Raw genomic sequence first — 26,493 nt, 5'->3', positions numbered from 1 at the left:
GATACGCTTTTATCCGGTGAATTTTGATAGGATAGAATAAATTCATCAACTGAATAAATCTATGAAAATCAGCGCTCGTAATACCTTTCATGTCCCAAGGTGTGTTGACAACCTGTAGGGGCGAACGGCCGTTCGCCCCTACATGCCGAATTGTACTTCAATGGAAACCCTACAAGATTAGCCACGGGAGAGGGACTTTCCCCCATTCCCCCACAGACTTCTCATGATCGATGACTTTTCCCCTTTATGGATCTCCATCAAAACGGCAAGTATTGCTACAGCGATTACTTTTTTCCTAGGAATAACGACCGCTTACTGGATATTCCGCTATCGGGGAAAAGCTAAATCAATCTTGGATGGATTTTTTTTATCACCGTTAGTTTTGCCGCCGACGGTTTTAGGCTTTTTTCTCTTAACGATATTCGGGAAAAATACCCCGATTGGATCTTTTTTATCCCGGTTTAATATTCACATTGTCTTTACCTGGTATGCGGCAGTCATTACAGCAACTGTGGTGGCGTTTCCCCTGATGTACAAAACGGCTTTAGCTGCTTTTGAACAAATCGATCGCACCATTCCCCAAGCAGCTCAAACCCTAGGAGCAAGCGAAAAAAGTATTTTTTGGCGCATTAGTTTACCTCTGGCGTTTCCGGGTTTGATGGCGGGAGCGACTCTAGCCTTTACCCGTGCCTTGGGGGAATTTGGGGCAACGTTGATGTTAGCGGGAAATATTCCTAACCAAACCCAAACGATTCCGATGGCGATTTATTTGGCGGTGGAATCAGGTTCCATGGAAAGGGCTTGGTTTTGGTGCATGGTGATGATGGGGCTGTCTTTGTTGATGGTGACGGGGGTCAATTTATGGCGCAAATTTAGGGAAAAAAAGGGCAAGATAGTTTCCCCTGTTTCATTACTGTCTTGGCGGGTTTATCCTAAAATGGCTCTAGACTCTGCACCCTATTTGAGTGTCGAGATTCGCAAAGGACTAGGCGAGTTTGGTTTGGATGTATCGTTTACGAGTGATAAGGGCCAAGTATTAGGAATATTGGGTAGTTCTGGCGCAGGAAAAAGCCTGATTTTACGCTGTATCGCGGGTATCGATACTCCAGATGCGGGTCGCATTGTTCTCAAGGGTCGTGTGTTATATGATTCGGAACAGGGGATTAATGTACCGGCTTCGGAGCGTCGCGTGGGGTTTGTGTTCCAAAATTATGCCCTATTTCCCCATCTCACCGTGGCTGAAAATATTGCCTTTGGGATTCCCAAGTCTGTGAAACCCACTCTTGCGGATATTGAAGCGCAACTGGCAGCAGTATACTTATCGGGAATGGGCGATCGCTACCCGGATCAACTCTCTGGAGGACAACAGCAACGAGTCGCCCTAGCCAGAGCTTTAGCCAGTCAACCGGATATTTTGCTTTTAGATGAACCTTGCTCTGCGTTGGATAGCTATCTGCATTTACAGATGGTGAAATTATTGGTCGATCGCCTCGAAAGTTATCTGGGAGTGAGCCTATTTGTTACCCATAATTTAGAAGAAGCCTATCGCATCTGCCAAAATCTGTTGGTTTTAGATGGGGGGGAGGCGATCGCCTTTGGAAGCAAAGAAGACATCTTTACCGAACCTCGCTATGAATCCGTCGCTCGGATCACCGCTTGTAAAAACTTCTCCCGTGCCACCCTCTCGGAAGAAGGGCAAATTTTAGCCATTGATTGGAATTGTGCTTTAACCCCCCATAAACCCATACCCGATACCCTCACCCAAGTTGCTATCCGAGCGCATCATCTCACCTTTGCTGCCGATAGTGAGCAAGAAAATACCTTTCCCTGCTGGTTAGCCGATACTAGCGAAAGTCCCCACCGCATGACCTTATATCTGACCTTAAATCGCCCCCCCAATCATCACCGGGACTATCATCTCCAGGCAGAACTATTTAAGGAGAAATGGGAAAGTCTGCAAGGGCAAAGCTTTCCCTGGTACATTCGTTTGCGATCGGAAAAGTTAATATTATTGCAAGAGCCAACGGTTTCTGAGGTGCAGGGGCGATCGCTCAATTCTCCCCACTCCATCAAAAATTAGTCCTAATCGAGGTAGAGTAATTAGTATCAGGCAATACCGACATTTACCAGGTCACTCGTCCCTCCAATTGTTTTAGTAAACTCGGCCCTACCCCTCGAACTCGATCTAAATCTTCGAGAGAGGTAAAAGGTTGCTGTTGACGGAAAGCAATAATACGTTCGGCTAAGGTTTCTCCAATGCCCGGTAATGCTTGTAATTCCTCTGAAGTTGCAGTATTTAAATTGACTATTTTACCGCGAATGGGGTGGTCAGTTTGGGCTTGGATTTGGGGACAGTCTTGGGTTTGACGGGCAAGTTGGTCAGAAATACGCTCTGGAAGGGTGAGGTTAGCACTGCGATACAAGCGTTGAAATTCGCGGTCAAAATGGGCAGCAACGGTAGGGTTGGTGAGGATAAGGACAGTTTCATCATTTTTGTGATTAGCCGCTTCTGACCAATTTTGAGAGCCGGTAATGACGGTTTTTTGGTCGATGACGGCAAATTTGTGGTGCAGTTTGTCACCGATCGCCAATTTAGGTGTACCAACCGTATCAATCTTGGCTCTCCAGGGAAGATTATCCGGTTCAGTCTTGCATTGACGGGCGATCGCCAGTCCCCTCAGATCTAAGGCTTCGCTATAGTATTGATAGGCAAACACCGGATCGATCAACGCCCGCACCTCAACCCCATTTTGATGCTGAATGTGTAGAATATTCGCTAAAGGTTGCTCAGAGAAAACAAACAGAGCTAAATCCACTGTTTCTTGGGCTGTTTTCAACGTTGTTCCAATCAAACCACTCCCACTCTTAATCCACAACTCAGAGGGAGAGGTGGGTGAAAATTGAACGGAAACCGGAGTATTACCCACAACAACACTTTGAGCAGGACGTAAAGGTTTTTGTAGTCCAAATAAACGAGTGTTAGATCTCGAATCTCCCTCTCCCCACATCAGATTAAATTCTTGAGTAAATTTTTCTGATAGTTCGCGACTTTGTATCGTTAGTAGATGATTTGCATTACCACGACTATCTAGATTTTTGAAATCTCCATGAATGCCACTGGGGGTAAAATTAGCCGAAGAAACAATCAAACGCTGGTTATCAATCACGACAAATTTGTGATGCATTAACCCACTGCCTTGCGATCCATCTGCCGTATCATCAATAACGGGAATTTTAGCATTACGCAGGATCGCTAGGGCATCTCTTTGATTAATTTCCTCTTCAGACAGTTGACCATCTTGGTTAATATCAGCGAGTGCGACAAATTCCCGATATCGGTTTTGATCGTCACCTTCTAACTGGGCAATTTCACGGGGAGTAAAATCGCTCCAAGGGCGAGAATAGGTATGTTCTAAGATGACTCTAACTTTTACTCCAGATCTGGCTTTCTCTGCCAGAGCTTGGGCAATTTGGGGAAGACGAAACTCTTGAATAGCGATATCAATACTCGATTGAGCTTGATTAATTTCCTCAATGATAACTGCTTCTAAATTATCCCCTAAGCGAGTAATTTGGCGATAGGGTTCTGTATAACTGGAAGCTTCAGAAGAGTTAAAATAAACTTGAATTAAGGAATCTTGAGGCAGAGGCTCAATTGTCGTCAGTTCTGGGGTTTTGGGTTTACATCCTGTGAATAGAATACTCGATAAGAGTAAATATTTACTGATATTTGGCCACCAGTTCCTCAAGGGGAGTTTGTTCATAGACTTCAAAGGGTTGATGAATCCAGGGATCATCTGTCAGATAATCCACATAATAATCCGGTGCAAGAATAGAGCAGGATTTATACCATAATACAGCCGTGCGGATATCATCGAGGCGATCGCCTTCCGGTTCTCCTCCCTGATCTTGGTAATTTTGCAACCAAGTGATACTTTCTTGTAGAGAAATCCCAGAATCAACCAAATCATCCACCAATAAAATCCGAGGACCCAAACCCTCAGTCGTCATAGACAAATGACGGGAAAACCGAATTTGACCCCGTGTCTGATTATCCGGGCCCGTGTATGATGAAGCAGAAAGAACCGCTAAGGGTTTCCGATATAATCGACAGAGAATATCTCCAACGCGCAAACCACCCTTGGCAATACAGACAATTTGATTAAATTCCCAACCTGATTGATAAATTTGGGCTGCCAATCGTTCAATCTTTTGGTGGTATTCTGACCAAGAAACAAGTAAATCAGACATTACAGCTATAAGGGAAGGGGATCAAGGGAGCATCATAAAATACTTGTGCCCAGGGGAAACCGAGTCGTATGGAAACTCAATTATCCCATAGTTTTAGCAGATCTTAACCTATGACCTCTCAAGCCGAGCGATCGCCATCACCCCTGACCTGGTTACAGAAATTTTCCTATGGCCTGGGAGATTTAGGGCCAGCTATTACCGCCAATCTTTTGGTGTTCATCTTTTTACCCTTCTTGACTGATGTGGCCGGTATCAGTCCCGGTTTAGCCGGTCAGGTCTTAATGATTGGTAAAATTTGGGACGCGATTAACGATCCAGTGATTGGCTTTTTAAGCGATCGCACCCAATCTCGATGGGGAAGACGACATCCTTGGATGATCTGGGGAGCCATTCCCTTTGGTCTCTTTTTCTTCCTCTGTTGGGTTGTCCCCCCCTTCGGAGAATGGGGAACCTTTTGGTACTACGTGGTCATCAGCATCTTCTTTAATCTGGGCTACACCATGGTCAATTTACCCTATGTAGCGCTCACGGCTGAACTCACCCCAGATTACAATGAACGCACTACCCTCAATGGGTTTCGCTTCACCTTCTCCATTGGCGGCAGTATCTTTTCCTTAATTCTAGGCTTAGTCCTCTCCTTACTAATTCCAGACCCCGAACTGCAACATTTGGTACTTGCTGGTCTGGCGACCGTATTATCGGTCATTCCCATCTATTTATCCATTTGGGGCACTCGACAACCGGTCAAACGCATAGAACAACAGAGAAAATCAACCCATGTAGAAGCATCCATTCCCCTCGTCGATCAAATCAAGATTGCCTTTACCAATGGGCCCTTCCTATTCGTGATGGGAATTTATTTATCCTCCTGGTTAGCTATCCAAATCACAGCCACAGTGCTTAAATATTATGTAGTCAGTTGGATGGGATTATCTGATTTCTTCTTTTTCATGGCTGCTCTAGCCGTACAAGGCACTGTATTCGTGACCCTCTTCCTTTGGAGTCAAGTCAGTTATCGCTTAGGCAAAAAAGCGGTTTACTATCTCGGTGCTGGATTTTGGCTGATCACAGAATTGGGGCTATTGCTGCTGCAACCCGGTCAAGTGGGGTCAATGTTCTTCTTATGTATTATTGCCGGGTTTGGGGTGTCTGTGGGCTATTTAATCCCTTGGTCGATGCTTCCGGATGTGATCGATTTGGATGAACTGAAAACCGGTCAACGTCGAGAGGGTGTTTTTTATTCCTTTATGTTGGTCTTGCAAAAAATGGGTCTGGCCCTCGGTTTAGCCTTAGTGGGCCAGATTTTAGAGGGGTCGGGATATCAATCGACCATCGCCGGATCGACCGCTCCTATCCAACCTGATTCTGCTCTTTTGGCCATTCGTTTATCGATTACCCTGCTTCCCCTTGTCTGCGTGATTCTGGGTGGAGCTTTAGCTTATTTCTATCCCATTACCCAAACCGTCCATCAAGAAATTCTACTCAAACTTGAGCAGAATCGGGAATCGGCAAAACACCAACCCCCTTTGTAATACTCAACCCCTAGGGAGCAACTTCTATCGCGGTGGGACTATTGGCTGACACCGTACAGCAAGACAAAAGCGGCGCATTCACTAATTCATCTAGGCCCACTTGAGGATGGCTCAGGACACTGTTCCAGTCAGCCGTTGCTCGATCGCGATCGGGGCCAGCATCCGTTTGGCGCAACTGAGCTAGAGTGGCCAGCAAATCATACCATAAACCCGTTTGAGCATAGATTTTAGCGCGATCGCGGTCAGATTTAGCCTCATCCAACTGCGCTTTGACTGTACCTTGATTCTCATCTGGATTAACCACCTGAATCCAGCCCTGAGTGTAGTCGCTCAAGGTATTATTACAAACCAACTGAAACGCCCACAAATAAATTTTTCCCGCTTCCAATTTCGGTAACTGCGGATGGCTGCTCAGGGGCACACCTAAAATTCCTGCATCCTGATTCAGAGCCACGGAACTTTCAAATTCTGATTTCAAAAATTGATCTTGATTTTGTGCATCTAGATCCCCTAAAGTCAACCCAGCTTGAGCGAGTTTTTCCCGATCCAATTCTTGCACAATGAGTATTCCTCGATCGGTATTGTGCTTCGGTAAATGTACAAATACAGTGGGTGAATCGCTCAGGGTTCGACCGACATTAAATTCCGGAATAATAGCCATCAGTTGACTGTTTTGATCCGTAATGCAAGGGCCACGGGTTCCACCGGCTTCACGGCGGCTGGGTAATCCCATCTCATCTGGGAGTTGTAAATCCTCTAGGGCAAGACTCGGTAAAGGAAAGAGGGTAATTCCTAGAGCGAGAAGGGTGGCGAAAGCCCCGTGAGGTCGAGACCTGGAAATGGACGGAAGCCAAGAAAATAACATAAACTATTGATCCTCATCAGAAAAAAAACAACAGAAAAAACCACAATCATGTCTACCTTTATTTTAAGCCTTGAACCCTGGACTGTGGGGAAAGTATTACCCGTTATTGCGCGAAGGGCTGTATATAGCTTGGCGCACCAAAATCACGGTACAGTCGCATCCGGAGGCGATCGCCTCTGGAATATTGCCTTTAATCACCTGTTGGAGTAGACCTTCCCGTGATGCCCCCATGATCACCACATCAATATGGGAGCGTTGGGCTTGCTTAACGATCGCTTCACTGACTTGTTCAGAAACTAATTTAACGAGAGTCAACTTCGGTAATCTCTGGTTGAGTTGGTTATGATCTCCCAGGGATTTTAAGCGATTGAGTAAAAACTGTTGTACCTCTTCCAAGACGACAGGGCCCGCATTTTTTTGCCCTGGAGGATAGACCTGACACAATTGAATCTCTGGCGGGAAAAACCGCCTAGGGATAGACTGCCCACGGGATCTCAACTGAATTTCGCGCAGACGCATTAAACCGGGTAACAATTCAGCACCGGCGATCGCATTCGGGCCTCCTGCTAAGGGTAACAACCAGCGATTAAAATGCCATTTAGCCTGCTGGCCGCGGGTCGCCCATTTCACCAAGACCACCTCACAAGGGGCTTGGCGAATCAAGGTATCTACCACATCCCCAAAAATACGTCCGTCCGTCCGGGTTCTGCCCTTCCATCCCATCAGCAACAGATCCACATGACGATACTTAACGGTTTCCAGAATCGTTTTCCCGATATCATGGGTTACTCGCACCTGAGTATGTACGCTAATACTTAACTCTTCCCCCAACTTTTGGGTATAGTCCGTCCAGCGTCGAAATCGATCTAAATTGACCTCTGCTTGATCCACCGGAGTATGATCCGAGACCACCGCGACTTGCAAACATTCCAACTCATAATTCTGCTCGGCGGCGATCGCCCCTGCCATCTGTAACAATAGGGCTGCTGTACTATGATTAACCACCGGAACCAAAATCCGTCCCTTGCCCGTTGCTGGCCCATGGGTTTGATAAATCACATAAGACGTACCCCCCGCCGGCCCTAACGCCGGCCCCACCCCACTCAACAAATCGGACTCCGCCCGAATAATATCACTGCGGGTAATAATCCCCACTAACCTACGTCCCTCCGTCACCGGTAAGCGGCTAAGTTTATACCGATTCAGGGAATACACCACCTCACTCAAGGGACAAGAGGGCGGAACACTCACCGGATCGGGAGTCATAATTTCGGCTAAAACCGCATTGCGATCCTGGGGACGTTTTTCTAAATCTCCCTGAGTGACAATACCGACTAATTTACCTTCATGGACTACGGGAAACCCCCGATGATGGGAACGAGAAAAGGCTTGCACCACCTGATCTAGGGGCAAATTCAGATTCAAGGTTTCCACGCGCTGTTGCATCAGATCTTCGGCAATCAATTCATCAAACCCTTCCGGAGTTTTGCGTTGCTCATTTTGGGGTTCCATGCCATTCCAGATCAACAACCGTTGGTATAGGGAGTTTTTCTCCAACAAACTGGAAATAAAATAGGCCACCACTGACACAATCATCAGGGGCAAAACTAAATTAAAATCTGCTGTGATTTCAAACACAATTACAATACTGGTCATGGGCACTTTACCCACAGCACTAAAAAAGGCTCCCATCCCCGCTAAAGCATAAGTATCCGGAGAAACTCCTAGGGGTAAACCGAGAAGATAACCGACTAAATACCCCAGAGCTGCTCCTAAAGTCAGGGTGGGGGAAAACAGTCCTCCTGGTGTACCTGCACCATAGGCTAAACAGGTGAGTAGGAAATGGACAATAAAGGCGAGAATGACTTCATTGGCTTGGAGATTGCCCGTTAATAGGAATTCTCGTAAACCGGCATGATCGTTAAAACTGGGGGGGAGTAGGGCAATACAGAGGCCGGAAATGAGACCCGCTAGGGCCATGCGAGCGGGTAGAGTCAGGGGTAGGCGACGATTGAGGGTGAGACTGGTAATAATGCCTTGGTTAAAGAGAGTGCCTAGAAGACCGGCTAGGATACCTAGGATGAGGAAGGCGGGGATTTCTGGGGCAGAGAAATGGGCAATGGAGGCACTGACTTCTCGATTGAGGTTGAGGTCATTCCCAAAGATGCGGGAGACGACTGCACCGATAAAGGAGGCTCCGATCGCCGTTTCTAGGGTGAGTTCGGAGACATCATGAAGGAGTTCTTCGAGGACAAATAACATACCGGCGATCGGGGCATTAAAGCCAGCCGCTAGTCCTGCGGCGGCTCCAGCCGCTACCATTTGCCGCCGATGGTTGGGAGAGGTGGGGAAAATGCGGGCAATTTCCGAAGCTAAGGCGGCTCCAATTTGTACTGTTGGCCCTTGACGACCGAGGGTGAGTCCAGAGGAAAGGGAGAGCAAGCCCGCCATCAGCTTAATCAGGGCAGTGCGCCAACCGAGGGGAAGAGGGATTCCTTCTAGGACGGCTTTAACTTGGGCAATACCGCTACCTTGAGTTTCGGGGGCAAAGGCTTCAATTAAACAACCGGAAAGAAAGGCAAAGGTCATGCCCACAAGGGGTAAGACGAACCAAGCGGGGAAAATTTGGGTCAGCCAGATGCGCCATCCCCCCAATATACCGATGCCATTTCTGAGTAATACGGCGCTGCAACCGGAGACTAATCCAATCAGACAAGCCTCGGCAATTATGACCCGTCGTTTGGGTAACAGGAGAGGACGCACGGTTCAATTAAAAATTAAAAATTAAAAATTAAAAATCCTTAGAATTATAGCGTTGTGCGCTATTGGGTTTACAAAAACTCGAAAGCAGAAAGCGCTGTATTACCTAGGTCGGTTATCAATTGTCTAGTTTACTGGTGATGGATAGGCCTTCGACAATAATTGAGGGGGTATAACAAGAGCCATTCCATTCGCGATCGCCTCCGAGTTCGACCACATTTCGCAGACAGTGATAGATATTTCCTGCCACCATGGTGTCTTTGACTCGACCAACAATTTCTCCGTTGCGAACCCGATAGCCCAAGTCCACATTAATGGAAAAGTCTCCGGAAATTCCGCCTCCTGAGCCTAAGATTTGATCGACGATCAGAGCGTCTGGCAAGGAGGCAATTAAGTCTTTGAGCTGCCGATTGGTTCCACCATAGACAATTAAATTATACAGAGATGGGGTAGGATAACTGCCGAGGCTGGGGCGAAACCCATTACCGGTGGTTCCGGTTCCCAATTGGCGACCGGTGGTGCGATCGCACAGGAAGTTTTTCACCACCCCTTTGTCCAAAAAGATCAGGGGATGGGTGGGAGTTCCTTCATCATCAAATGGGCAGCTATAGGGCCCCATTTGCGGGTCTTGGTAGAGGGTAATTTGGGATGAGGTCATCTGTTCCCCCCGTTTGTCTGCCCAAGGGGAAGATCCTTCAAAGACTTGCTTACCATTGAGGGCAGCGCTTAGGGTTTCCCAAAGAATATCGGCGGCTTTGGCGGTAAACAGAATCGGCACACGGCTTTTAGGGGCGCTCACATTGCGTTCGCACGCTTGCAGATGGTCTTGGATTCTAGAGACGATTTCCCCTAAATTCAAGGTATCTCGTTGTACCTGGCCATCACTGATGCTGCAAAAATCATCACTGCGTACCCATTCCACGGCCAGATAACCACTGAGGGTGGTATCGGTGTAGCTACAGTCTAGACCTTGGGAGTTGAGCAGACGGGTACTTTCTGCTTCACTGTCAAGTTCGCACTGAGCGAGAATATCGCTCTGGGTTTCTCGCAACTGGGCGATCGCCTCTTCTCCCCAACTTAAGAGTTGCTTACTCTCTATCCAGGTTCCTAAATTGGGGTAAATCTGTTTCCCTCCAGGGGTTAACTCTATATAGTCCGATTTTTCTTGCAATTGGGAAAGGGCGATCGCCTTTTCCACTAATTTTTCTGGTGATACGGAGCCATGGGAGACCGCTAATCCCGGTTGCCCATTTTTCCATAACCGCAGAGCCACCCCTTCACTGTGGTGACTGAGGACACTTTTGAGCCGGTTAGCTTCAAAAACAATGGGGGTTGAATGGGATTTAGATAAGAATACTTCTGCTGCTTGTGCGCCATAGCGAGCAGCCAAATCTAAGAGCTGCTCGCCATAATTATCTCCAGAGATGGAGGGCGATCGAGATGCAGAAAGTAAACTTTCGGCCAGGCGATCGCCCCTTGAGGGATGATCCGGTTGATCTGTTGCCTGTTGATTCCCTGTGCGATCGTTCACGCTCGGTTCTCACCCTCCCTCAATCCTGTGGATCTTATTTTTTTGCTCCACTCTACACTGTACCAAATAAGTTGAACCTTAAGACATTACAGCCCTTGGCAATTTGGGAGGGGGAGAATGGGGAGATAGGGGAGTTTTATCCTATCCTTAACCGTCAACTTAAATCTTGCATCAGCCAAAATCCGGCAAAAGATTCTGATTCTGGATTCGCTTGAATGGCGAGAAAATGAATCCCTTGAGAATTTTTTTTCGCTTGTTCAAAACTCTCTCCCTCTTTTAATAACTGGGACGTATTCAAATTCGCCAAAATCCAACTTTCATTGACTCCCGTTTCCAGCAATAATCGAGGATTTTTACTTCTATCTTCTCGATTCTCCATCACTTTGACACAACCCAATTCTAAGCCAGACATCCATCCCGCCATAGGAACGGCACGGGATGAGAAGAGGATGATACCAGGAATAGGCGTAGTTTGGGATAATCCAAAGGGACTTAAGGGAAAAGATTCTTGAAAAGCAATCTCCCATTCGGGCATTTCGGCAAAGGCTTGGGCTTCTAGGCTCACTAAAGCCCATTTTTGACCGAGGATAGCATCAGGAAGAGGTTGGGCGATCGCCGATTCATATTGCACAGAAGGAGAAGAAGCTGCCTTAGCATCATAACCCGCTTCTTGGGGATACACTTCATTTTCCCTTTGCTGCATCCACTGATACAAAGTTAACGTGCGGCGACTGGGAGCAGAAGGAATAGCCAAATCCTTGCAAGCTTTGACAATCATGTTATTCATTTGCCTGCGAAAGAAGCGGATCTTATTGGGCCGACTCTGGGATTGCTCCATCGCTTCTAATATCGCATCCCTTAATTCTCCTGAGTTTACTTTGCTACTTGAGCAAAACCGAGAATACCGAAATAAACTGTCCGGGTCAGTGGCGACTGACGATGGTGTTTCACAAATCAAAATTTCCCAAATTTTCTTCTTATTTTCATCCAGAATTGGGCGGGAGTAAAAATCGAGTTCCCAAATGGTTTTCATGTAATCAACTAACCGGTAAATTTCCAAATGTAGAGCTTTGCTTGAGCTAAGAGCAGAGGGAATATCGAGACTTTTAGAGTCTCATATCCTTTCCCCCTGAGTCTAAATCAGTAGTCTAATTATTCTGCAAGGATTTAGCAGCCCGTTCCCGACGAGCCTCGGCGCTGGCTATCACTTCAGCCATATTTTCCAACACTTCTCCAGGATAGTTTTCCAAAACACGGGTAGACAAAGAAATCCGTCCTTTCCCTTCATCAATACTAATAATAATCGCTTTAATCGATTGACCCATGGAAAACTGACTGGAGAGGGATTCAATATAGCTTTGGCTAATTTGCTTAATATGAATGAGTCCGGTGGTATTGCCTAAATCCACAAATAAACCAAAGGGTTTAATATTGGCAATTCTACCTTCAACCAGTTGACCCACTTCCAACTGATTAAAGGTGGTCGCTTGGCTGGCCAGTCGTTCAGAAAGTACCAACTTACGAGTGTCTGGGTTCACTTCCAGAAAGCTAACCGTCAAGGTTTCCCCCTTAAGAGTATTCATATTATCCCGTCGATTCAGATGCGATCGCGGTATAAACCCCCTAAGTCCCATCACATCCACCGTCACCCCCCCTTTATTGCTCCCGGTGACCCGAACTTGCAGAGCTTGTTGCTCTTCCTGTTTATCTAAGAGGGTATCCCAAAGGCGCTGGATTTGCAGTTGACGACGGGAGAGGGTTACTTGTCCCTCTTCGTTTTGTTCGCGAGTAATCAGAAAATCTAATTCCTCATTCAGAGGTAAAACCGTAGATAGATCGGTTACCGTTTCTAAGGCTGCCTCTTGTAGGGGGACAAAGGCAGTCGATTTGCCACCAATTTCAATATAGGCTCCCTCTGGGGAATGGACGGCCACCCGACCGCGTACCATTTGTCCTTTTTGAAAGGTATAGTCATGCTCTTGTAAGGCTTTGGCAAAGTCATCTTGGGAAAAGCCAATAGAAGAGGGAGTTTCAGAAGCGGGTTTAGATTCAGGGTTCATAACTAGGATCTGAGAAATTAAGAGGCCTGAAGTTGGGAGTGAAATAAGTCTTTCACTTTAGCCCAGGCATCAGTAGCAGCTTTTGCATTATAACTAGACCGGCGATCGCAGAAAAACCCATGATCGGCTCCATCGTATCGGAAAATCTGATGATCCACCTGAGCCTCCCTTAACGCCGCTTCAATTTGCTCGACTTCCTCAGCAGGAATACTGGCATCCTCATTGCCAAAAAAGCAGTGCATGGTTCCCTGAATTTCCGGGGTGCGGGTAACGGTGGGTTCACCTCCTCCTGGGGTGAGGGTGGCAATTCCCGCACCATAGAACGAAGCAGTGGCTTTAATCTCATCGAGGATAGCCGTTAAATAGACCACATGACCGCCAAAGCAAAATCCGATCGCCCCAAAGCCTCCCGATTTTACATTCGGTCGCGTTTTCAGATACTCTAAAGTCGCTTGAATATCACTGAGCAGCTCATCCGCTTTAGTTTTCACCTTATATTCTCGCCCAATTTTAATATCCTCTGGGGTATAACCCGCTTCAAAACCGGGAGCCAGACGCTGATAGATGGCCGGAGCAATGGCAATATAACCCTGTTTGGCGATGCGCTCCGTTACCTCCCGAATATGTTCATTGACCCCAAAAATCTCCTGTACCACCACCACCCCCGGATGGGGCCCCGGTGTCGTGGGTTCAGCCAGATACGCATCAATGAGTAAGTCCCCATTGGGCACTTGTACGGGGGTAGATTGGATGGTTAAATCGGTCATAATTGCTGGAAAACGTTGCATCTTTCCGATTTTAAGGGAAATTAGGATACAATTGAAGTCTTAGAGAGTGCTAATTTGTTCTATCAGGCGATCGCTCGTCATAATTTGAATATCAGTAACAGGGAAATCTTGAATATTTCGAGTAATAATCGCATCTAAATGGTTGACTATGGCAGCACCATATTGAATCCCATCTTCAAAATCATTAAAATTTGCGCTGATCGCTATGTCAATGGTTTGGCGATCGCATCTTGCAACTTCACACAAATCAACCAAACGACTCACGAAGGCAATCGCCCATGCTTTTCCCTTCTTTTTACGAATAATATAGTATAAATCACTAAGAGTAGATGCAGACACATACCCACTTACTTGCTGATTTTCAATCGCTATAAAAATCTCTTCACTATCCTGGAAAAATGGGAATCGTTCAAGAGCATAATCTAAAATAATGTTAGTATCGAGCAAGACTTTCATAAATCATATTTTTCCTTTAGATATTCCCATTTCTCCCGATCGTTATCTAAATCTAAGTGGAGAGGTAAGGATGCCTCGTCATCAAACAAATCCTTAAACATTTCAACCCTGGTTCTAGACGATGACTTTTCTAGAACTTGATAACTTTGCTCTTCTTGAGCTAAAACATGAGCTAATAACTCAGATGCAAAAGTATTAATATCTTGACCTCGTTGAGTGGCTTTAGCATGAAGTAATATTTCCAATTCTGAATTAAGAGTAATGACAATATTCATATAGCGTTTCTCAAATCGGTAGGCTACAATAACAACAATGTGTAAGCCAGTGATGAAGATCTGGCTTAGAAACTTGACTGAAGGCTTCTTTAGTTTCTTACTCTTCTGTTCTACTCTACCTCACTAATTCGATAAAAGCTATAACGGGATTCTACGGATCAATAGCCTTGTCTACGATCGCCGAAAGCGCTATATACTAAAAATCAGTGACATTATGGGGGTATCTCTGGGGATATGGTCAAATTTCAGATTCAGGCAGATAGTGACATTCCGGCTTCTAATCAGTTATTTAATCAATTACGCTTTGCGATCGCCTCTGGTCAATACCCTCCTGGCTCCCAACTGCCCAGTACACGCGCTTTAGCCATGCAAACCGGTTTGCATCGCAACACCATTAGCAAAGTCTATCGCCAACTGGAAGAAACCGGACTCGTTGAAGCTCAAGCTGGCTCAGGAATTTACGTCCGACAGCAGGGAAAAGGAATTCTAGCCCAGTATAAATCTCAACTTTTACAAACCTATCCCCAAGCCCAAACCATTGTCCAAAATAGCGTCAATCAGCTCATTCAAGAAGGTTGCTCTCTCCATGAAGCGCGGGAACTCTTCTTAGCCGAAATCGATTGGCGTTTGCGTTGCAGTGCCAGGGTTTTAGTCACCGCTCCCACCAACGATATCGGGGTGGGACAACTGATGATGGAAGAGTTACAAGCAGCTCTGCATATTCCCGTACAGTTGGTTCCCCTAGAAGAATTAGACGATCTCTTAAATCATACGCGATCGGCCACCGTCGTCACCAGTCGCTATTTCTTTGGCGATGCCGAAAAAATAGCCGCCCCCAAATCCGCACGAGTCGTTCCCGTAGAGATCTATGATTATGCCCCAGAAGTCGAATTAGTCAAAGGATTACCCAAAGGAACCTATTTCGGAGTAGTGAGTCTCTCCCAGGGCATTTTACGGGCTGTAGAAGTGATTATTCATAGTTTGCGCGGAGATGATGTATTAGTCATGACCGCCCATCGGGACGATCGCTATAAACTGAATGCCATGGTTAAAACCGTTCAATATGTAGTCAGTGATGTTTCGAGCTATGATGCCGTTAAAGCTGCTCTACAAGCAGCTAGAGAAGATATTATTCGCCCCCCTCGATTAATTCAAACCGATAGTTATATCGATCAGTCTTCAATTAATCGCCTGAAGCGAGAATTGGGCTTAGATTAATTCTTGAGCCGGTGAGTGTGCTAATAATTCTGTTACTGCTTCTGCTGGCATCGGTTTAGAGTAAAAATAACCCTGACCATATTCACAACCCAATTGTTTCAGCAGTTGATGCTGTTCAATTTTTTCAATCCCTTCAGCAACAATATCCATATCCAAAGTATGACCTAAATCAATCACCGCTTTAATAATTGCTCGATATTGGCAGGAAGCTTTATATTCTAGATTATTGAGAAAACTGCGGTCAATTTTTAGGGTATGTACGGGAAAACGATACAGATAGCTTAAGGAAGAATAACCTGTACCAAAATCATCAATGCAAAGTCGAATTTGACGCACTTTCAGTTGCTGAAAAATCAGATTAGCGACTTTAGAGTTATCAATAATTGCACTTTCCGTAATTTCCAGTTTGAGATATTTTCCATCAATCTCCGTTTGCTCCAGAATCCAATCGATTTGCTCAATTAGATCGGCTTGGGCAAATTGTTTGACTGACAAATTCACATTCATCGTCAATGGGAAGCGATCGGGGAATTGAAGATTCCAAAGATGTAATTGTTCACAGGCTTTCTCCAGTACCCAAGTGCCTATGGGTAAAATCAACCCCGTTTCTTCAGCAATGGGAATAAACTCAGCCGGAGAAACAAACCCCCATTCGGGATGATGCCAGCGCAGGAGGGATTCAAAACCGGTGAGTTGGCCGCTATTTAAGTTAATGATCGGTTGATAGTAAACTTCTAATTGTTGCCGGTCAATGGCTCCTCTGAGATCGGTTTCGAGCTTCAGTCGGGTTACAGCTTGGGTATGGAGTAAGGTATTAAAAACGGCATAGCGCCCTTTACCGGCAGTTTTGGCCTGGTACATGGCTAAGTCTGCATCTCGGAGAACATCATCGGGTTGATCGTATCCGATGGTGCTTAAGGTAATACCGATGCTGGTATTGGCAAAGACTTCATGGCCGTTGAGGTTGAAGGGTTGCGAGAGTTTACTTAAAACTCGTTGGGCGACTTTGGTGGCATCTTGGAGAGTATGAATATTATGGAGGAAAATGGTAAATTCATCCCCTCCCAGTCGGGCCAGCAAATCCTTTGGACGCAGACAATTTTCTAAACGACGGGCGATCGCCACTAACAATAAGTCTCCCACCACATGGCCCAGGCTATCATTAACTTTCTTAAAGCCATCCAAATCGAGAAACAGCACCGCAAAGTGATAGTTTCGGTCTTCATGGGTCTGTTCAATGGCCCGTTGTAGGTATTCGCTTAATAGGGCACGGTTAGGAAGATTGGTAAGATGATCGTAAAAGGCACTATGTTCGAGTTCTGCTTCTGCTTTTTTGCGATCGCTAATATCATTTTGAATCCCAATAAAGTGGGTGAGATGACCCTGGATATTAAACACCGGAGAAATATGCAGCTCATTCCAAAACGGCTGACCATCTTTACGCACATTTTGCAGCACAACTCGGCATTCTGTCGCTGCTTCCATGGCTTCGCGAATTTCCCCCAGAGCCACTTGATCTCGGTACTGCCCTTGCAGAAAACGACAGTTACAACCGACCACCTCATGGAAAAAATATCCAGTAATTTCTTCAAACGCCGGATTCACATAAACCACCGGATTATCCGCCTGAGTCGCATCCGTAATAATAATCCCATTATTGCTAGAGGCGATCGCCCGCTCCATCAGATGTAACTGCTCTTGAGCTTGCAAACGAGTCATCACACTCGTCAGCACATTAGCGATCGTCTGTAAAAAAGACACATCCTCCTGAGTAAACTGGCGGCACTCCATCGTGTAAACACTTAACACCCCAAACGGCCCCTCAGAACCCGGAATCCCCGCAATAATCGTACTCACTCCCGAAACCACCCGATGATTATGCAACAGAGGAGAACCACTAAACCGAGTTTCTACCCGCAAATCCTCCACAATAATCGGTTTTCCTTGAGATAAGGTATACCCCGCATGACAATTACTGCGAGCGCTCAACGTCGCTTGACCCACCAATCCAGCTTGCCAACCCACCCCCGCCCTCAGCAACAGGGTCTGATGATTAGGCAACAACTCCAAAATCCCACTACAATCTACCGAGAGCGTCTCATTCACCAACTCCACCGCCTTTTCCATCAAAGCATCTAAATTCTGATTCGTTAAAGCCTGCTGACTCAGTTCTGAAACCGCAGCCTGCTGCTGCAAACGCGAGTGCAGTTCCGTTTCTACCTGCTTATGATGGGTCACATCCCGACCCATAACATAAATTAAACCCTCATCTGCATAAACAACCGCAGTCCAAGAAATCCACCGATAGGAACCATGGCGACAACGATAGCGATTTTCCAAATAAACACTCGATTGCCCTAAAATTAATTGCTCCAACCCTAAGCGAGTTTGTTGTTGGTCTTGCGGATTGATGAACTCCAGGAAATTCTGTTCAAATAATTCTTCTGCACGATATCCCAATATCCTCTCCCATGCAGGATTAATACTTTTGAAATATCCCTGAAAATCAATCGTACACAACAATTCTAGGGAGAGATTAAAAAATCGTTCCTGATGATGTAGCACAGACATCATATGACCCCCTTGCCAACAAAAGTTGTTTGTTTCTAGGGTAGATTTCTGAATTGGCTTAAAATGTTGCTGCACTGCGAAAATCCCTATGGCACTTTTACGTGAATCATCAAAAACTGGCAACTCTAGCTGAGTCAACCCTTTTCAGGAGAATATGCCGGTTCTTGATTCAAGCAACAAAAGAGTTGAGCTAAATCCAATCCCACCCCAAATTCGATCTCAAGACAAGAGGCTTGACTATATTGACCTCCTAGCTTTAGGGGTAAGGGTTTTCTGGCGCTCTGGCCTAATAGAGAAGGAGTATTTGCCAATTTCCTCAAACCCATGGGCCCAAAACCATTTTACCTCTTATTCTCCTTTGGACTCTATTATATCAAATGATACAAAAATCCCCAAACTTTTTAAGTTTCTTTGAGTCTAGCTTTGCGATCGGAGTCGGTCGATCCCTAGTCAATCATAGATAAAACTCTATTGTTATTTTAGATTAAGACATTAGACATACATCTTTAAAAAGGAACAGGATTGCAGATACTATAAGTAGGGATCAATCACTTCTCAGGTTAACAGCTATTTTAGCTGACTGTTTTGATCGATAGATTTTATTGCTATTTAGCTTTTATCCTTTTCATCTTGTATACCTGTAAAAGCTTTGTATAAGAGATAGACATCATCCTCGACTTAAATGAATAAAAAAAATGTAGAATAGGTCAAAATAGATCGTAAAACCATACATTAATTTACCCTAAAATAACCATCTTTTAATATTTAGTTTACCTATTCTTAACCAAAAAATCACCATAAAAGGTTAACCTGCAATCAACATCTTCTCGTACACTGAAGATCGCCCTAATCTCAAACTTGTATATCCTATGTTTTCTCTTTCTAACTTCAAGCGTAATAGCATTTCCCTGTCGATCGCAGCCCTAACTGCCCTAGCCTTATCCTCCTGTGCAGGAGACAACACCGCTCAAGTGGGAAGCACTACCCCAGGTGAATCCAACACAGAAGAAGCATCCGCTCCCAAATCAACCAGCAAACTCGCCCTAGCCAACGACACCAGTCTTACTGGGGCTGGAGCCTCTTTTCCGGCTCCCCTTTACCAACGCTGGTTCGTAGACTTCAGCAATGCCACCCCTAATTTACAAGTGGACTATCAGTCCGTTGGTAGTGGAGCTGGGGTAGAACGATTTATGCAAAACCTGGTGAACTTTGGAGCCAGTGATGTGGCGATGAAGGATGAAGAAATCTCCAAAGTTGAAAAAGGAGTTTTGATGCTCCCCATGACTGCTGGTAGTGTGGTCTTAGCTTACAACCTCCCTGGTGTCGATGAACTGAACTTAACTCAAGCCGTTATGATTGATATCCTCTTAGGGAAAATCACCAAATGGAATGACCCCAAAATTGCCGAAGCCAACCCAGATGCCACCCTTCCCGATACCAATATCACCGTCGTTTATCGTTCAGATGGTAGCGGAACCACAGGAGTATTCACCAAAAACCTGAGCGCCATGAGCGAAGAATGGAAAACCCAAGTCGGTGAAGGCAAAACCGTAGAATGGCCCGTGGGCATTGGGGGAGCCAAAAATGATGGCGTAGCCGCCCAAATCCGGCAAACTGAAGGCGCGATTGGTTACCTAGAGCTAGGATTTGCCAAAAGCGCGGGTTTGAATATGGCAGCCCTAGAAAATAAAGCGGGTAAGTTTATCTACCCCACCGATGAAGCCGCCTCTCAAGCCCTAGCAGCAGTAGAATTACCGGAAAACCTGCGGGCATTTGTCACTAACCCAGAAGGGGAAGATTCTTATCCCATTGTCACCTATACTTGGCTGCTGGCTTATAAGCAATACGACGATCCAGAAATTGCCCAGTCAGTAGAAGCCATGATTGAATATGGTCTCAATGAAGGACAAATGATAAGTTCAGACTTGGGCTATATTCCCTTACCCGATAACGTGCGCGAAAAGGTAGCCATGGCGGCTGATGCCATTAGCCCAGAGTACACCATCGAAGTGAAATAGGGTTTTAAGAGTTTTAAGACTCTTATGCCACTGGGAGCAAGGCCCCCCCTTGCTCCTAAACTAGACTCTACAAGTATTCGTCTTATTCTTATGGTTTCTATCACAAAAACTGAATCGGGGCGATCGCGCTCTGGTCTAGAAAAAAACTTAGATCGAGGCTTTATCGGCCTCACCTTAATTTTTGCCCTCTCCATTGCTCTTCTGTTGACCATTATTATCTTCACCGTGGGTTGGCGGGCAATTCCTGCTCTACAAGAATTTCATCTGGGCTTTCTGTTTCAGAGTGCCTGGAATCCCGTCGAAGATCAATATGGCATTTGGCCCATGATCTATGGAACCATGATCAGTTCTGCCATTGCCCTCTTCATTGCCGTACCCTTGGGTCTAGGAACCGCCGTTTTCCTCAGTGAAGACTTTATTCCCGTCAATATCCGCACCATTCTCGTCTTTCTGGTGGAACTGCTGGCCGCTATCCCCAGTGTGGTTTACGGCCTATGGGGTATTTTTGTCCTCATTCCGATTCTTAAACCGATGGGCGACTTTTTGCACGACAACTTTGGCTGGTTTCCCCTCTTCAGCACCCCTCTAGCTGGCCCAGGCATGTTACCGGCCGGTTTAGTCCTCTCGATTATGATTTTACCCATTATTACGGCGATCGCCCGCGACTCCCTCGCCAGCCTACCCCCAGACCTACGTCAAGCCTCCCTTGGTCTCGGTGCAACCCGATGGGTGACCATTATCCGCGTCCTCCTTCCTGCTGCCTTCTCCGGCATCGTCGGCGGCATCATGTTAGCCCTCGGTCGAGCCATGGGAGAAACCATGGCCGCCACCATGCTCATCGGCAACTCCAACCAAATGAGACTCTCCATCTTAGCCCCCGGCAATACCATCGCCTCCCTCATGGCCAACCAATTCCCCGAAGCCTCCGGACTCCAGGTTTCCGCCCTCATGTATGCCGGCTTAATTCTCATGATTCTCACCCTAGTCGTCAATGTACTAGCAGAATGGATTGTCAACCAAGTCAAAGCCAAATATGAGTAATTCCCCCATTCCCCCATCATCATGAACCCTTCCACAGAATCTAAATCCCTCGCCCAGAGCCTAATCCGAGATAATAGCCGTCCCAGAGCCATCTTTGAGCTAGTAATGACTGGACTTTCTGGGATTTGTATTGGACTCACTATCTTGCCCCTATTTGCCGTCTTAACCTATGTGATGATTAAAGGCGGCTCGCGTCTGAGTTTAGCCCTGTTCACCCAACTGCCGCCAGCAGCCGGACAGACCGGAGGTGGAATCGCCAACGCCATCGTAGGAACTTTTATTACTGTTGGCATTGCCAGCGTCATTGCCGTCCCCATTGGCGTATTAGCGGCGGTTTATCTGTCTGAATTTAGTTTTAGTAGCCAACTTGCTCGCGAAGTCGCTCGCTGGATTCGGTTTGCCACTAATGTCCTCAGTGGGGTTCCCTCCATTATTGCCGGGGTCTTTGCTTATAGTCTCGTCGTTTTAACCACAGGAACCTTTTCCGCCTTAGCCGGAGGAGTAGCCCTATCCGTATTAATGCTCCCCACGATCATTCGTACCACCGATGAAGCCTTGCAAATTGTGCCCCAAGACATTCGTTGGGCCTCCGTTGGAGTGGGAGCATCCAATTATCAAACCGTCCTCAAAGTAGTTTTACCGGCAGCACTCCCGGCGATTTTGACCGGAGTGACCCTAGCCGTAGCTCGTGCTTCTGGAGAAACGGCTCCCCTTCTATTTACGGCGCTCAATTCCAATTTTTGGCCCAGAGGATTAATGGCTCCTACCCCTTCCTTAGCCGTGCTGGTTTACAACTTTGCCAGTAGTTTCGATCTCAAGCTTCAAGAATTAGCCTGGGCAGCTTCTTTAGTTTTAGTCTTGTTGGTTCTCCTGAGTAGTATTATTGCCAGATTAGCCACTCGTCAAAGTCAGTTTTAAGAATTGATTAATTTATTCAAAAACAGAGGAAATATTATGTCAAGCTCAGATGCAAATATTCTCAATAGAACCGAGACCGTCTTAAAAACAGACAATGTAAGTATTTTTTACGGCGATTTTAAGGCGGTTCGGGATGTGTCTCTAGAAATCCCCAAAAACCGAGTCACGGCATTTATTGGCCCGTCTGGATGTGGGAAAAGTACAATTTTAAGATGCTTTAATCGCCTGAACGATCTGATTCCCATTTTCAAGTTAGAGGGGCGAATTTTATACCACGATCAAAGTTTATATGAAAGGAATATTGATGCAGTAGAAGTGCGCCGCAGGATTGGGATGGTGTTCCAAAAACCCAATCCTTTCCCCAAGTCGATTTATGACAATATTGCCTATGGGGTGCGGATTAATGGGTTGGCAAAATCCAAGGCAGATATTGATGAAATTGTGGAGCGATCGCTCCGTCAAGCTGCCCTGTGGGACGAAGTAAAAGATAAAATGCATCAGAGTGGCTTTGCCCTCTCTGGAGGACAACAACAGCGCCTGTGTATCGCTCGCACGGTTGCCATTAACCCGGATGTGGTATTGATGGATGAACCTTGTGCTTCTCTCGACCCCATTTCTACCCTGAAGGTAGAGGAACTGATCCATGAGCTGAAGGAAAACTATACCATTGTGATTGTTACCCACAATATGCAACAAGCTTCCCGTGTCTCCGATATGACCGCATTTTTCAATGCCAAGGCGATCGAAGGGGGGAAACGATTTGGCTATTTAGTCGAGTATGACAACACAGAAGATATTTTCCAAAATCCCCAAGAAGAAGCCACTCAGCAGTATGTGAGCGGACGCTTTGGCTAAATTTAATTATGAATTAATCCTTACCCAACGATCGCCAACGTCCCCATTCACGATAGGATCATCTGACGAGTAAATCTCAATCATGCAGTTTTTGATGATCCTTATGAAGCGATTTTTTGCCAGATTGCTACCCCTGATTTTGGTGGCAGTCATGGGTTTGGTTGGCTGTTCCAACACCCCTTCCTTGATTACAGGTAACTATTCTCAAGATACATTGAATATGGTTGATAGCCTCCGTGCAGCCATCGAGCTTCCTGAAGATGCTCCCAATAAGGCTGAAGCTCAAAGTCAGGCAAGAGAGTTGATTAATCAATATGCCTCTCGATATCGTCGGGATAAGTCCGTGTCTACTTTAACCTCGTTTACAACCATCCGCACCGCTCTCAATAGTTTAGCCGGCCATTATAGTTCCTATCCCAATCGTCCAGTTCCAGAGAAGTTGAAAAATCGGATAGATCAGGAGTTGCGCCAGGTTGAAGCAGCCCTTAAGCGCGGAACATAATGACGGGTAATGGGTAATAGGTAATGGGTAATAGGGAATAGGTAATGGGTAAACCGCTTTTCCCTAGAGACACCCAATTTTACTTATTATATCAAGTCTGGTTTCCGCAAGCGGACATGAAAATGGGAAAAGAGAAGCGGGCAAGATGCCCGCACTCCTGGAATCCCTTGATATTACTGGAGTGGGAGCGTCTCGCTCCCTAGATTTTTAATTATGGTGTTTCCGCTTCGCGGACATGAATAACCGGACTTGATATTACTCATTTTCGCGGACATGAATAACCGGACTTGATATTACTCATTACTCATTACTCAACTCATTACTCCTAGGTTAAGGCTGGAGTTAAATTAAGGTTGGATTCGCTTTGCAAAAGTCCGGTTAATAAAGAAGCCGGATGTTCAGGATAGGGCCAAGCAAAGGCATGGCGGAAGGAGGCATCTTGACAGGCTTGCAATTGCTCAAAGTCGATGATGTCCAGGGTGAGTAAATTCTCGTATTCAAAGGGGAGACGCATATTATGAAGTCCGGCATTATCCGTACAGATGGCAATGTCTACCCCAGCCTCAAAACAGCGATCGAAGACGATTTTCAGTTCGTGTAAGTCCTCTAGGGTTCCAGTTTTCAGGTAAGTCGTAGGACAAACCTCTAGACATTGCCCTTGCCGAGCCAGTTGGGGTAGGAGGTGGGGATAGTGGAGGGGAATTTGAATCCCATGGCCGATCCGCATCAGATAGGGCAATAGTTCCGGATAACAGCCCTCGCGGGTTTCATAGAGGTGTCCAGTAGTTTTGATACCCAAAGATCGGGCATATTCATAGAGTTGAATGAGTTCCGGGAGGCGATCGCCATAATGGGCATCTCCACCGGCAATATCAATGCCACACACATACTCAGGCATTTGTGCTGCCAATTCTACAATCGCCCGGTTGACTTCATCTGGCAAACGGGAATGGGTACAGAGAATCTGGCTGGTAATAATACTATAGTTATGATTTTTGCTGGCTTTACCTACAGCTTCAACAATGGCCGCCATTTGATCGATGCGATCGCTCTGGCTATCCTGTTCTGGAGTCCGTAGGTAAGGCGTATAGCGCAATTCCAAATAGGCTAAATTTTCAAACACATAAGCCCCTCGAATCAACCGATAAATAAAATAGGGCAAAGTGTCTAAGGTTTGTGTTTTCTCCACTAGGGTATGGAGTTCTAAATATTCATCTAAGGTTGTCCGAGGACGAGTATAGAAGTCTTCAAACTCAGTATACTCAGGAAACTGCTCAGACCATTCTGAGCCGCTACGGTGAAAGTAGCGCCAAAGAATGCGAGGGACAACCGAACCACCTAAATGTCGGTGGAGTTCAGCATAGAGAGCCACAAGAAGAACCTCTTAAAATTTGCGATCGATAGGCTAGAAAAACCGTTCACCTCCTATGGTAATGTTCAAAATTCAGTTCAGCACCCTTCAGGACTTATTTCTTGGATATCCAGAGATCATTAAGAAGCTTTTTCAATGCGCGTTAAGCGGGCCCCTAGTTGTTGCAACTTAACTTCAAGCTGTTCATAGCCCCGGTCTAGATGCTGTAGATCTTGAATAATGGTCGTGCCTTCAGCCGCTAATCCGGCCAAAACTAAAGCCGCAGAAGCTCGTAAATCCGTGGCGAGTACCGGCGCACCCGACAATAGGGGAACCCCTTTGACAATGGCAATATTACCCTTGACGCGGATATTGGCTCCCATGCGCTGCAATTCAGCCACATGGCGCAGGCGATTTTCAAACACCGTTTCAGTCACCATGCTGTTGCCTTCAGCAATCGTCAGCAATGCCATAAACTGGGCTTGCATATCCGTAGGAAAACCGGGATAGGGCAGAGTTTCGATATCCGTGGCTACAATGCGTTCAGCCGGAATCAGGCGTAATTGTCTCTCCCCTTCTTTAATCACTTTAGCTCCGGTTTCCTCTAACTTAGCGATCGCCGGGATCAAGTGAGAAGCAATCACATTATTGAGCAGCAATTCAGACTGGGTAATGGCGGCTGCCACCAGGAAAGTACCTGCTTCAATGCGATCGGGAATCACTTCATAGTCGGTACTGTGGAGTTGGGATACCCCTTCAATCCAAATGGTTTTTGTCCCCGCTCCCTTAATCCGAGCGCCCATAGAACGGCAGAAGTTAGCTAAATCGATCACTTCCGGTTCTTGGGCGGCATTTTCGATGCAAGTTTCGCCCTCAGCCAAAGTAGCCGCCATCATCAGGGTTTCCGTAGCTCCTACACTGGGATAATCCAGATAGATTTTGGCTCCTTTGAGTTTACCCTGGGGAGCATAGGCTTGAACCACTCCATGTTCAATTTGCACATGGGCCCCCATCGCTTGCAGTCCCCGCACATGCAGGTCTACAGGACGAGCGCCGATGGCACAGCCACCGGGTAAGGGCACTTGGGCCGTACCCAAACGGGCGAGCAAGGGGCCAATAATAAAGAAACTGGCTCGCAGTTGGCTCACCACTTCATAAGGAGCTTGCCCTTGACTAATATGGGTGGCATCCAATTCTAGGGTATCCCCGTGGCGCTCCAGCTTAATCCCCAAGGATTGCAAAATTTGCCCCATGCGCGTCACATCAACCAAATTAGGCACATTGCGTAATCGGCAAGTTTGGGAGCAAAGTATCACCCCTGCTAGAATCGCTAAGGCCGAATTTTTCGCCCCACTGATCTGCACTTGACCGCTTAAACGAGATTTCCCTTCAATCTGAAGCATAGAAGGACTTTGTGCCACTTCTTTCGTGACATTAGTTGAGATTACGGTATTAATAGCTCTATCCTCCAAAATTTAAGTAATTCTTCTCATGAGTTGCG

Annotated in this window: 21 protein-coding genes; 8 read left to right on the top strand and 13 right to left on the bottom strand. The window is 46.3% G+C overall.

Annotated features, from left to right (window positions below):
- The first annotated feature begins 223 nt into the window (after positions 1–223).
- Positions 224–2,080, top strand: a complete 1,857-nt coding sequence (gene modB / locus PMG71_RS16315) for a molybdate ABC transporter permease subunit (protein ID WP_283754767.1) — start codon at positions 224–226, stop codon at positions 2,078–2,080.
- A gap of 43 nt (positions 2,081–2,123) precedes the next feature.
- On the opposite strand, the gene PMG71_RS16310 is transcribed toward modB, so the two are convergent.
- Positions 2,124–3,764 carry a phospholipase D-like domain-containing protein gene (locus PMG71_RS16310; protein ID WP_283754766.1) on the bottom strand — a complete coding sequence of 547 codons (1,641 nt, stop codon included), beginning with the start codon at positions 3,762–3,764 and terminating at the stop codon, positions 2,124–2,126.
- A complete protein-coding gene (locus PMG71_RS16305) occupies positions 3,721–4,251 on the bottom strand; it encodes a phosphoribosyltransferase (RefSeq protein ID WP_283754765.1) in 531 nt (176 codons plus the stop codon). Before PMG71_RS16305 ends, PMG71_RS16310 begins: the two co-directional genes overlap by 44 nt.
- Positions 4,252–4,361: 110 nt before the next feature.
- Between PMG71_RS16305 and PMG71_RS16300 the strand changes: the two genes are divergently transcribed.
- Positions 4,362–5,783, top strand: a complete 1,422-nt coding sequence (locus PMG71_RS16300) for an MFS transporter (RefSeq protein WP_283754764.1) — start codon at positions 4,362–4,364, stop codon at positions 5,781–5,783.
- Positions 5,784–5,793: 10 nt separating this feature from the next.
- On the opposite strand, the gene PMG71_RS16295 is transcribed toward PMG71_RS16300, so the two are convergent.
- The 8 genes from PMG71_RS16295 to PMG71_RS16260 form a co-directional block, all read right to left on the bottom strand.
- The gene (locus tag PMG71_RS16295) at positions 5,794–6,648 is read right to left on the bottom strand and encodes a DUF928 domain-containing protein (RefSeq protein WP_283754763.1); all 855 of its coding nucleotides are present in this window, start codon (positions 6,646–6,648) and stop codon (positions 5,794–5,796) included.
- A 96-nt stretch (positions 6,649–6,744) separates the two neighbouring features.
- The gene (locus tag PMG71_RS16290; RefSeq protein ID WP_283754762.1) at positions 6,745–9,411 is read right to left on the bottom strand and encodes a chloride channel protein; all 2,667 of its coding nucleotides are present in this window, start codon (positions 9,409–9,411) and stop codon (positions 6,745–6,747) included.
- A 115-nt stretch (positions 9,412–9,526) separates the two neighbouring features.
- Positions 9,527–10,834 (bottom strand): TldD/PmbA family protein, encoded by a 1,308-nt coding sequence (locus PMG71_RS16285; RefSeq protein WP_347179311.1) that lies wholly within the window; start codon positions 10,832–10,834, stop codon positions 9,527–9,529.
- 259 nt (positions 10,835–11,093) lie between these two features.
- A complete protein-coding gene (locus PMG71_RS16280; RefSeq protein ID WP_283754760.1) occupies positions 11,094–11,972 on the bottom strand; it encodes a Tab2/Atab2 family RNA-binding protein in 879 nt (292 codons plus the stop codon).
- 115 nt (positions 11,973–12,087) lie between these two features.
- Complete coding sequence (locus PMG71_RS16275) at positions 12,088–12,999, bottom strand: S1 RNA-binding domain-containing protein (RefSeq protein ID WP_283754759.1); 912 nt, start codon at positions 12,997–12,999, stop codon at positions 12,088–12,090.
- 17 nt (positions 13,000–13,016) lie between these two features.
- The gene (locus tag PMG71_RS16270) at positions 13,017–13,766 is read right to left on the bottom strand and encodes a dienelactone hydrolase family protein (RefSeq protein ID WP_283754758.1); all 750 of its coding nucleotides are present in this window, start codon (positions 13,764–13,766) and stop codon (positions 13,017–13,019) included.
- 60 nt (positions 13,767–13,826) lie between these two features.
- A complete protein-coding gene (locus PMG71_RS16265) occupies positions 13,827–14,243 on the bottom strand; it encodes a type II toxin-antitoxin system VapC family toxin (RefSeq protein WP_283754757.1) in 417 nt (138 codons plus the stop codon).
- Positions 14,240–14,518 (bottom strand): hypothetical protein, encoded by a 279-nt coding sequence (locus tag PMG71_RS16260; protein WP_283754756.1) that lies wholly within the window; start codon positions 14,516–14,518, stop codon positions 14,240–14,242. The genes PMG71_RS16265 and PMG71_RS16260 overlap by 4 nt, the downstream gene beginning before the upstream one ends.
- A 234-nt stretch (positions 14,519–14,752) precedes the next feature.
- On the opposite strand from PMG71_RS16260, the gene PMG71_RS16255 reads away from it, so the two are divergent.
- A complete protein-coding gene (locus tag PMG71_RS16255) occupies positions 14,753–15,736 on the top strand; it encodes a GntR family transcriptional regulator (RefSeq protein WP_283754755.1) in 984 nt (327 codons plus the stop codon).
- Here the strand turns inward: PMG71_RS16255 and PMG71_RS16250 are convergent.
- Positions 15,728–18,445: a sensor domain-containing protein gene (locus PMG71_RS16250; RefSeq protein ID WP_283754754.1), complete on the bottom strand. Its 2,718-nt coding sequence runs from the start codon at positions 18,443–18,445 to the stop codon at positions 15,728–15,730. The genes PMG71_RS16255 and PMG71_RS16250 overlap by 9 nt on opposite strands.
- Positions 18,446–19,176: 731 nt before the next feature.
- Here PMG71_RS16250 and pstS point away from each other — a divergent pair.
- The 5 genes from pstS (at position 19,177) to psb27 (ending at position 23,641) form a co-directional block, all read left to right on the top strand.
- Entirely contained in the window at positions 19,177–20,325 is a 1,149-nt protein-coding gene (gene pstS / locus PMG71_RS16245; protein ID WP_283754753.1) for a phosphate ABC transporter substrate-binding protein PstS, read from the top strand.
- Positions 20,326–20,415: 90 nt separating this feature from the next.
- Entirely contained in the window at positions 20,416–21,366 is a 951-nt protein-coding gene (pstC, locus tag PMG71_RS16240) for a phosphate ABC transporter permease subunit PstC (RefSeq protein WP_283754752.1), read from the top strand.
- Positions 21,367–21,387: 21 nt separating this feature from the next.
- Positions 21,388–22,284, top strand: coding sequence for a phosphate ABC transporter permease PstA (pstA, locus tag PMG71_RS16235; protein WP_283754751.1), 897 nt, complete (start codon positions 21,388–21,390; stop codon positions 22,282–22,284).
- Between the two features lie 36 nt (positions 22,285–22,320).
- Complete coding sequence (pstB, locus tag PMG71_RS16230) at positions 22,321–23,139, top strand: phosphate ABC transporter ATP-binding protein PstB (protein ID WP_283754750.1); 819 nt, start codon at positions 22,321–22,323, stop codon at positions 23,137–23,139.
- A 103-nt stretch (positions 23,140–23,242) separates the two neighbouring features.
- Positions 23,243–23,641 (top strand): photosystem II protein Psb27, encoded by a 399-nt coding sequence (gene psb27 / locus PMG71_RS16225; RefSeq protein ID WP_283754749.1) that lies wholly within the window; start codon positions 23,243–23,245, stop codon positions 23,639–23,641.
- Between the two features lie 325 nt (positions 23,642–23,966).
- On the opposite strand, the gene PMG71_RS16220 is transcribed toward psb27, so the two are convergent.
- Both PMG71_RS16220 and murA read right to left on the bottom strand, forming a co-directional pair.
- Positions 23,967–25,013 carry an adenosine deaminase gene (locus tag PMG71_RS16220; RefSeq protein ID WP_283754748.1) on the bottom strand — a complete coding sequence of 349 codons (1,047 nt, stop codon included), beginning with the start codon at positions 25,011–25,013 and terminating at the stop codon, positions 23,967–23,969.
- A gap of 119 nt (positions 25,014–25,132) precedes the next feature.
- Positions 25,133–26,464 carry a UDP-N-acetylglucosamine 1-carboxyvinyltransferase gene (gene murA / locus PMG71_RS16215; protein ID WP_430541018.1) on the bottom strand — a complete coding sequence of 444 codons (1,332 nt, stop codon included), beginning with the start codon at positions 26,462–26,464 and terminating at the stop codon, positions 25,133–25,135.
- Positions 26,465–26,493 lie beyond the last annotated feature (29 nt).

This window comes from Roseofilum acuticapitatum BLCC-M154, from assembly GCF_030068475.1.
In the GTDB taxonomy this organism is placed as follows: Bacteria; Cyanobacteriota; Cyanobacteriia; order Cyanobacteriales; family Desertifilaceae; genus Roseofilum; species Roseofilum acuticapitatum.
This window is presented reverse-complemented; position numbering and strand designations above follow the sequence as displayed.

Excerpts from the sequence above, each read along its gene's own strand:
- pstA (WP_283754751.1), top strand. The coding sequence starts at position 21,388 with ATGAACCCTTCCACAGAATCTAAATCCCTCGCCCAGAGCCTAATCCGA.
- PMG71_RS16300 (WP_283754764.1), top strand. The coding sequence starts at position 4,362 with ATGACCTCTCAAGCCGAGCGATCGCCATCACCCCTGACCTGGTTACAG.
- PMG71_RS16305 (WP_283754765.1), bottom strand. The coding sequence starts at position 4,251 with ATGTCTGATTTACTTGTTTCTTGGTCAGAATACCACCAAAAGATTGAA.
- PMG71_RS16265 (WP_283754757.1), bottom strand. The coding sequence starts at position 14,243 with ATGAAAGTCTTGCTCGATACTAACATTATTTTAGATTATGCTCTTGAA.
- pstB (WP_283754750.1), top strand. The coding sequence starts at position 22,321 with ATGTCAAGCTCAGATGCAAATATTCTCAATAGAACCGAGACCGTCTTA.
- psb27 (WP_283754749.1), top strand. The coding sequence starts at position 23,243 with ATGAAGCGATTTTTTGCCAGATTGCTACCCCTGATTTTGGTGGCAGTC.
- modB (WP_283754767.1), top strand. The coding sequence starts at position 224 with ATGATCGATGACTTTTCCCCTTTATGGATCTCCATCAAAACGGCAAGT.
- PMG71_RS16270 (WP_283754758.1), bottom strand. The coding sequence starts at position 13,766 with ATGACCGATTTAACCATCCAATCTACCCCCGTACAAGTGCCCAATGGG.
- PMG71_RS16295 (WP_283754763.1), bottom strand. The coding sequence starts at position 6,648 with ATGTTATTTTCTTGGCTTCCGTCCATTTCCAGGTCTCGACCTCACGGG.
- PMG71_RS16275 (WP_283754759.1), bottom strand. The coding sequence starts at position 12,999 with ATGAACCCTGAATCTAAACCCGCTTCTGAAACTCCCTCTTCTATTGGC.
- pstC (WP_283754752.1), top strand. The coding sequence starts at position 20,416 with ATGGTTTCTATCACAAAAACTGAATCGGGGCGATCGCGCTCTGGTCTA.
- PMG71_RS16255 (WP_283754755.1), top strand. The coding sequence starts at position 14,753 with ATGGTCAAATTTCAGATTCAGGCAGATAGTGACATTCCGGCTTCTAAT.
- PMG71_RS16260 (WP_283754756.1), bottom strand. The coding sequence starts at position 14,518 with ATGAATATTGTCATTACTCTTAATTCAGAATTGGAAATATTACTTCAT.
- pstS (WP_283754753.1), top strand. The coding sequence starts at position 19,177 with ATGTTTTCTCTTTCTAACTTCAAGCGTAATAGCATTTCCCTGTCGATC.
- PMG71_RS16310 (WP_283754766.1), bottom strand. The coding sequence starts at position 3,764 with ATGAACAAACTCCCCTTGAGGAACTGGTGGCCAAATATCAGTAAATAT.
- PMG71_RS16280 (WP_283754760.1), bottom strand. The coding sequence starts at position 11,972 with ATGAAAACCATTTGGGAACTCGATTTTTACTCCCGCCCAATTCTGGAT.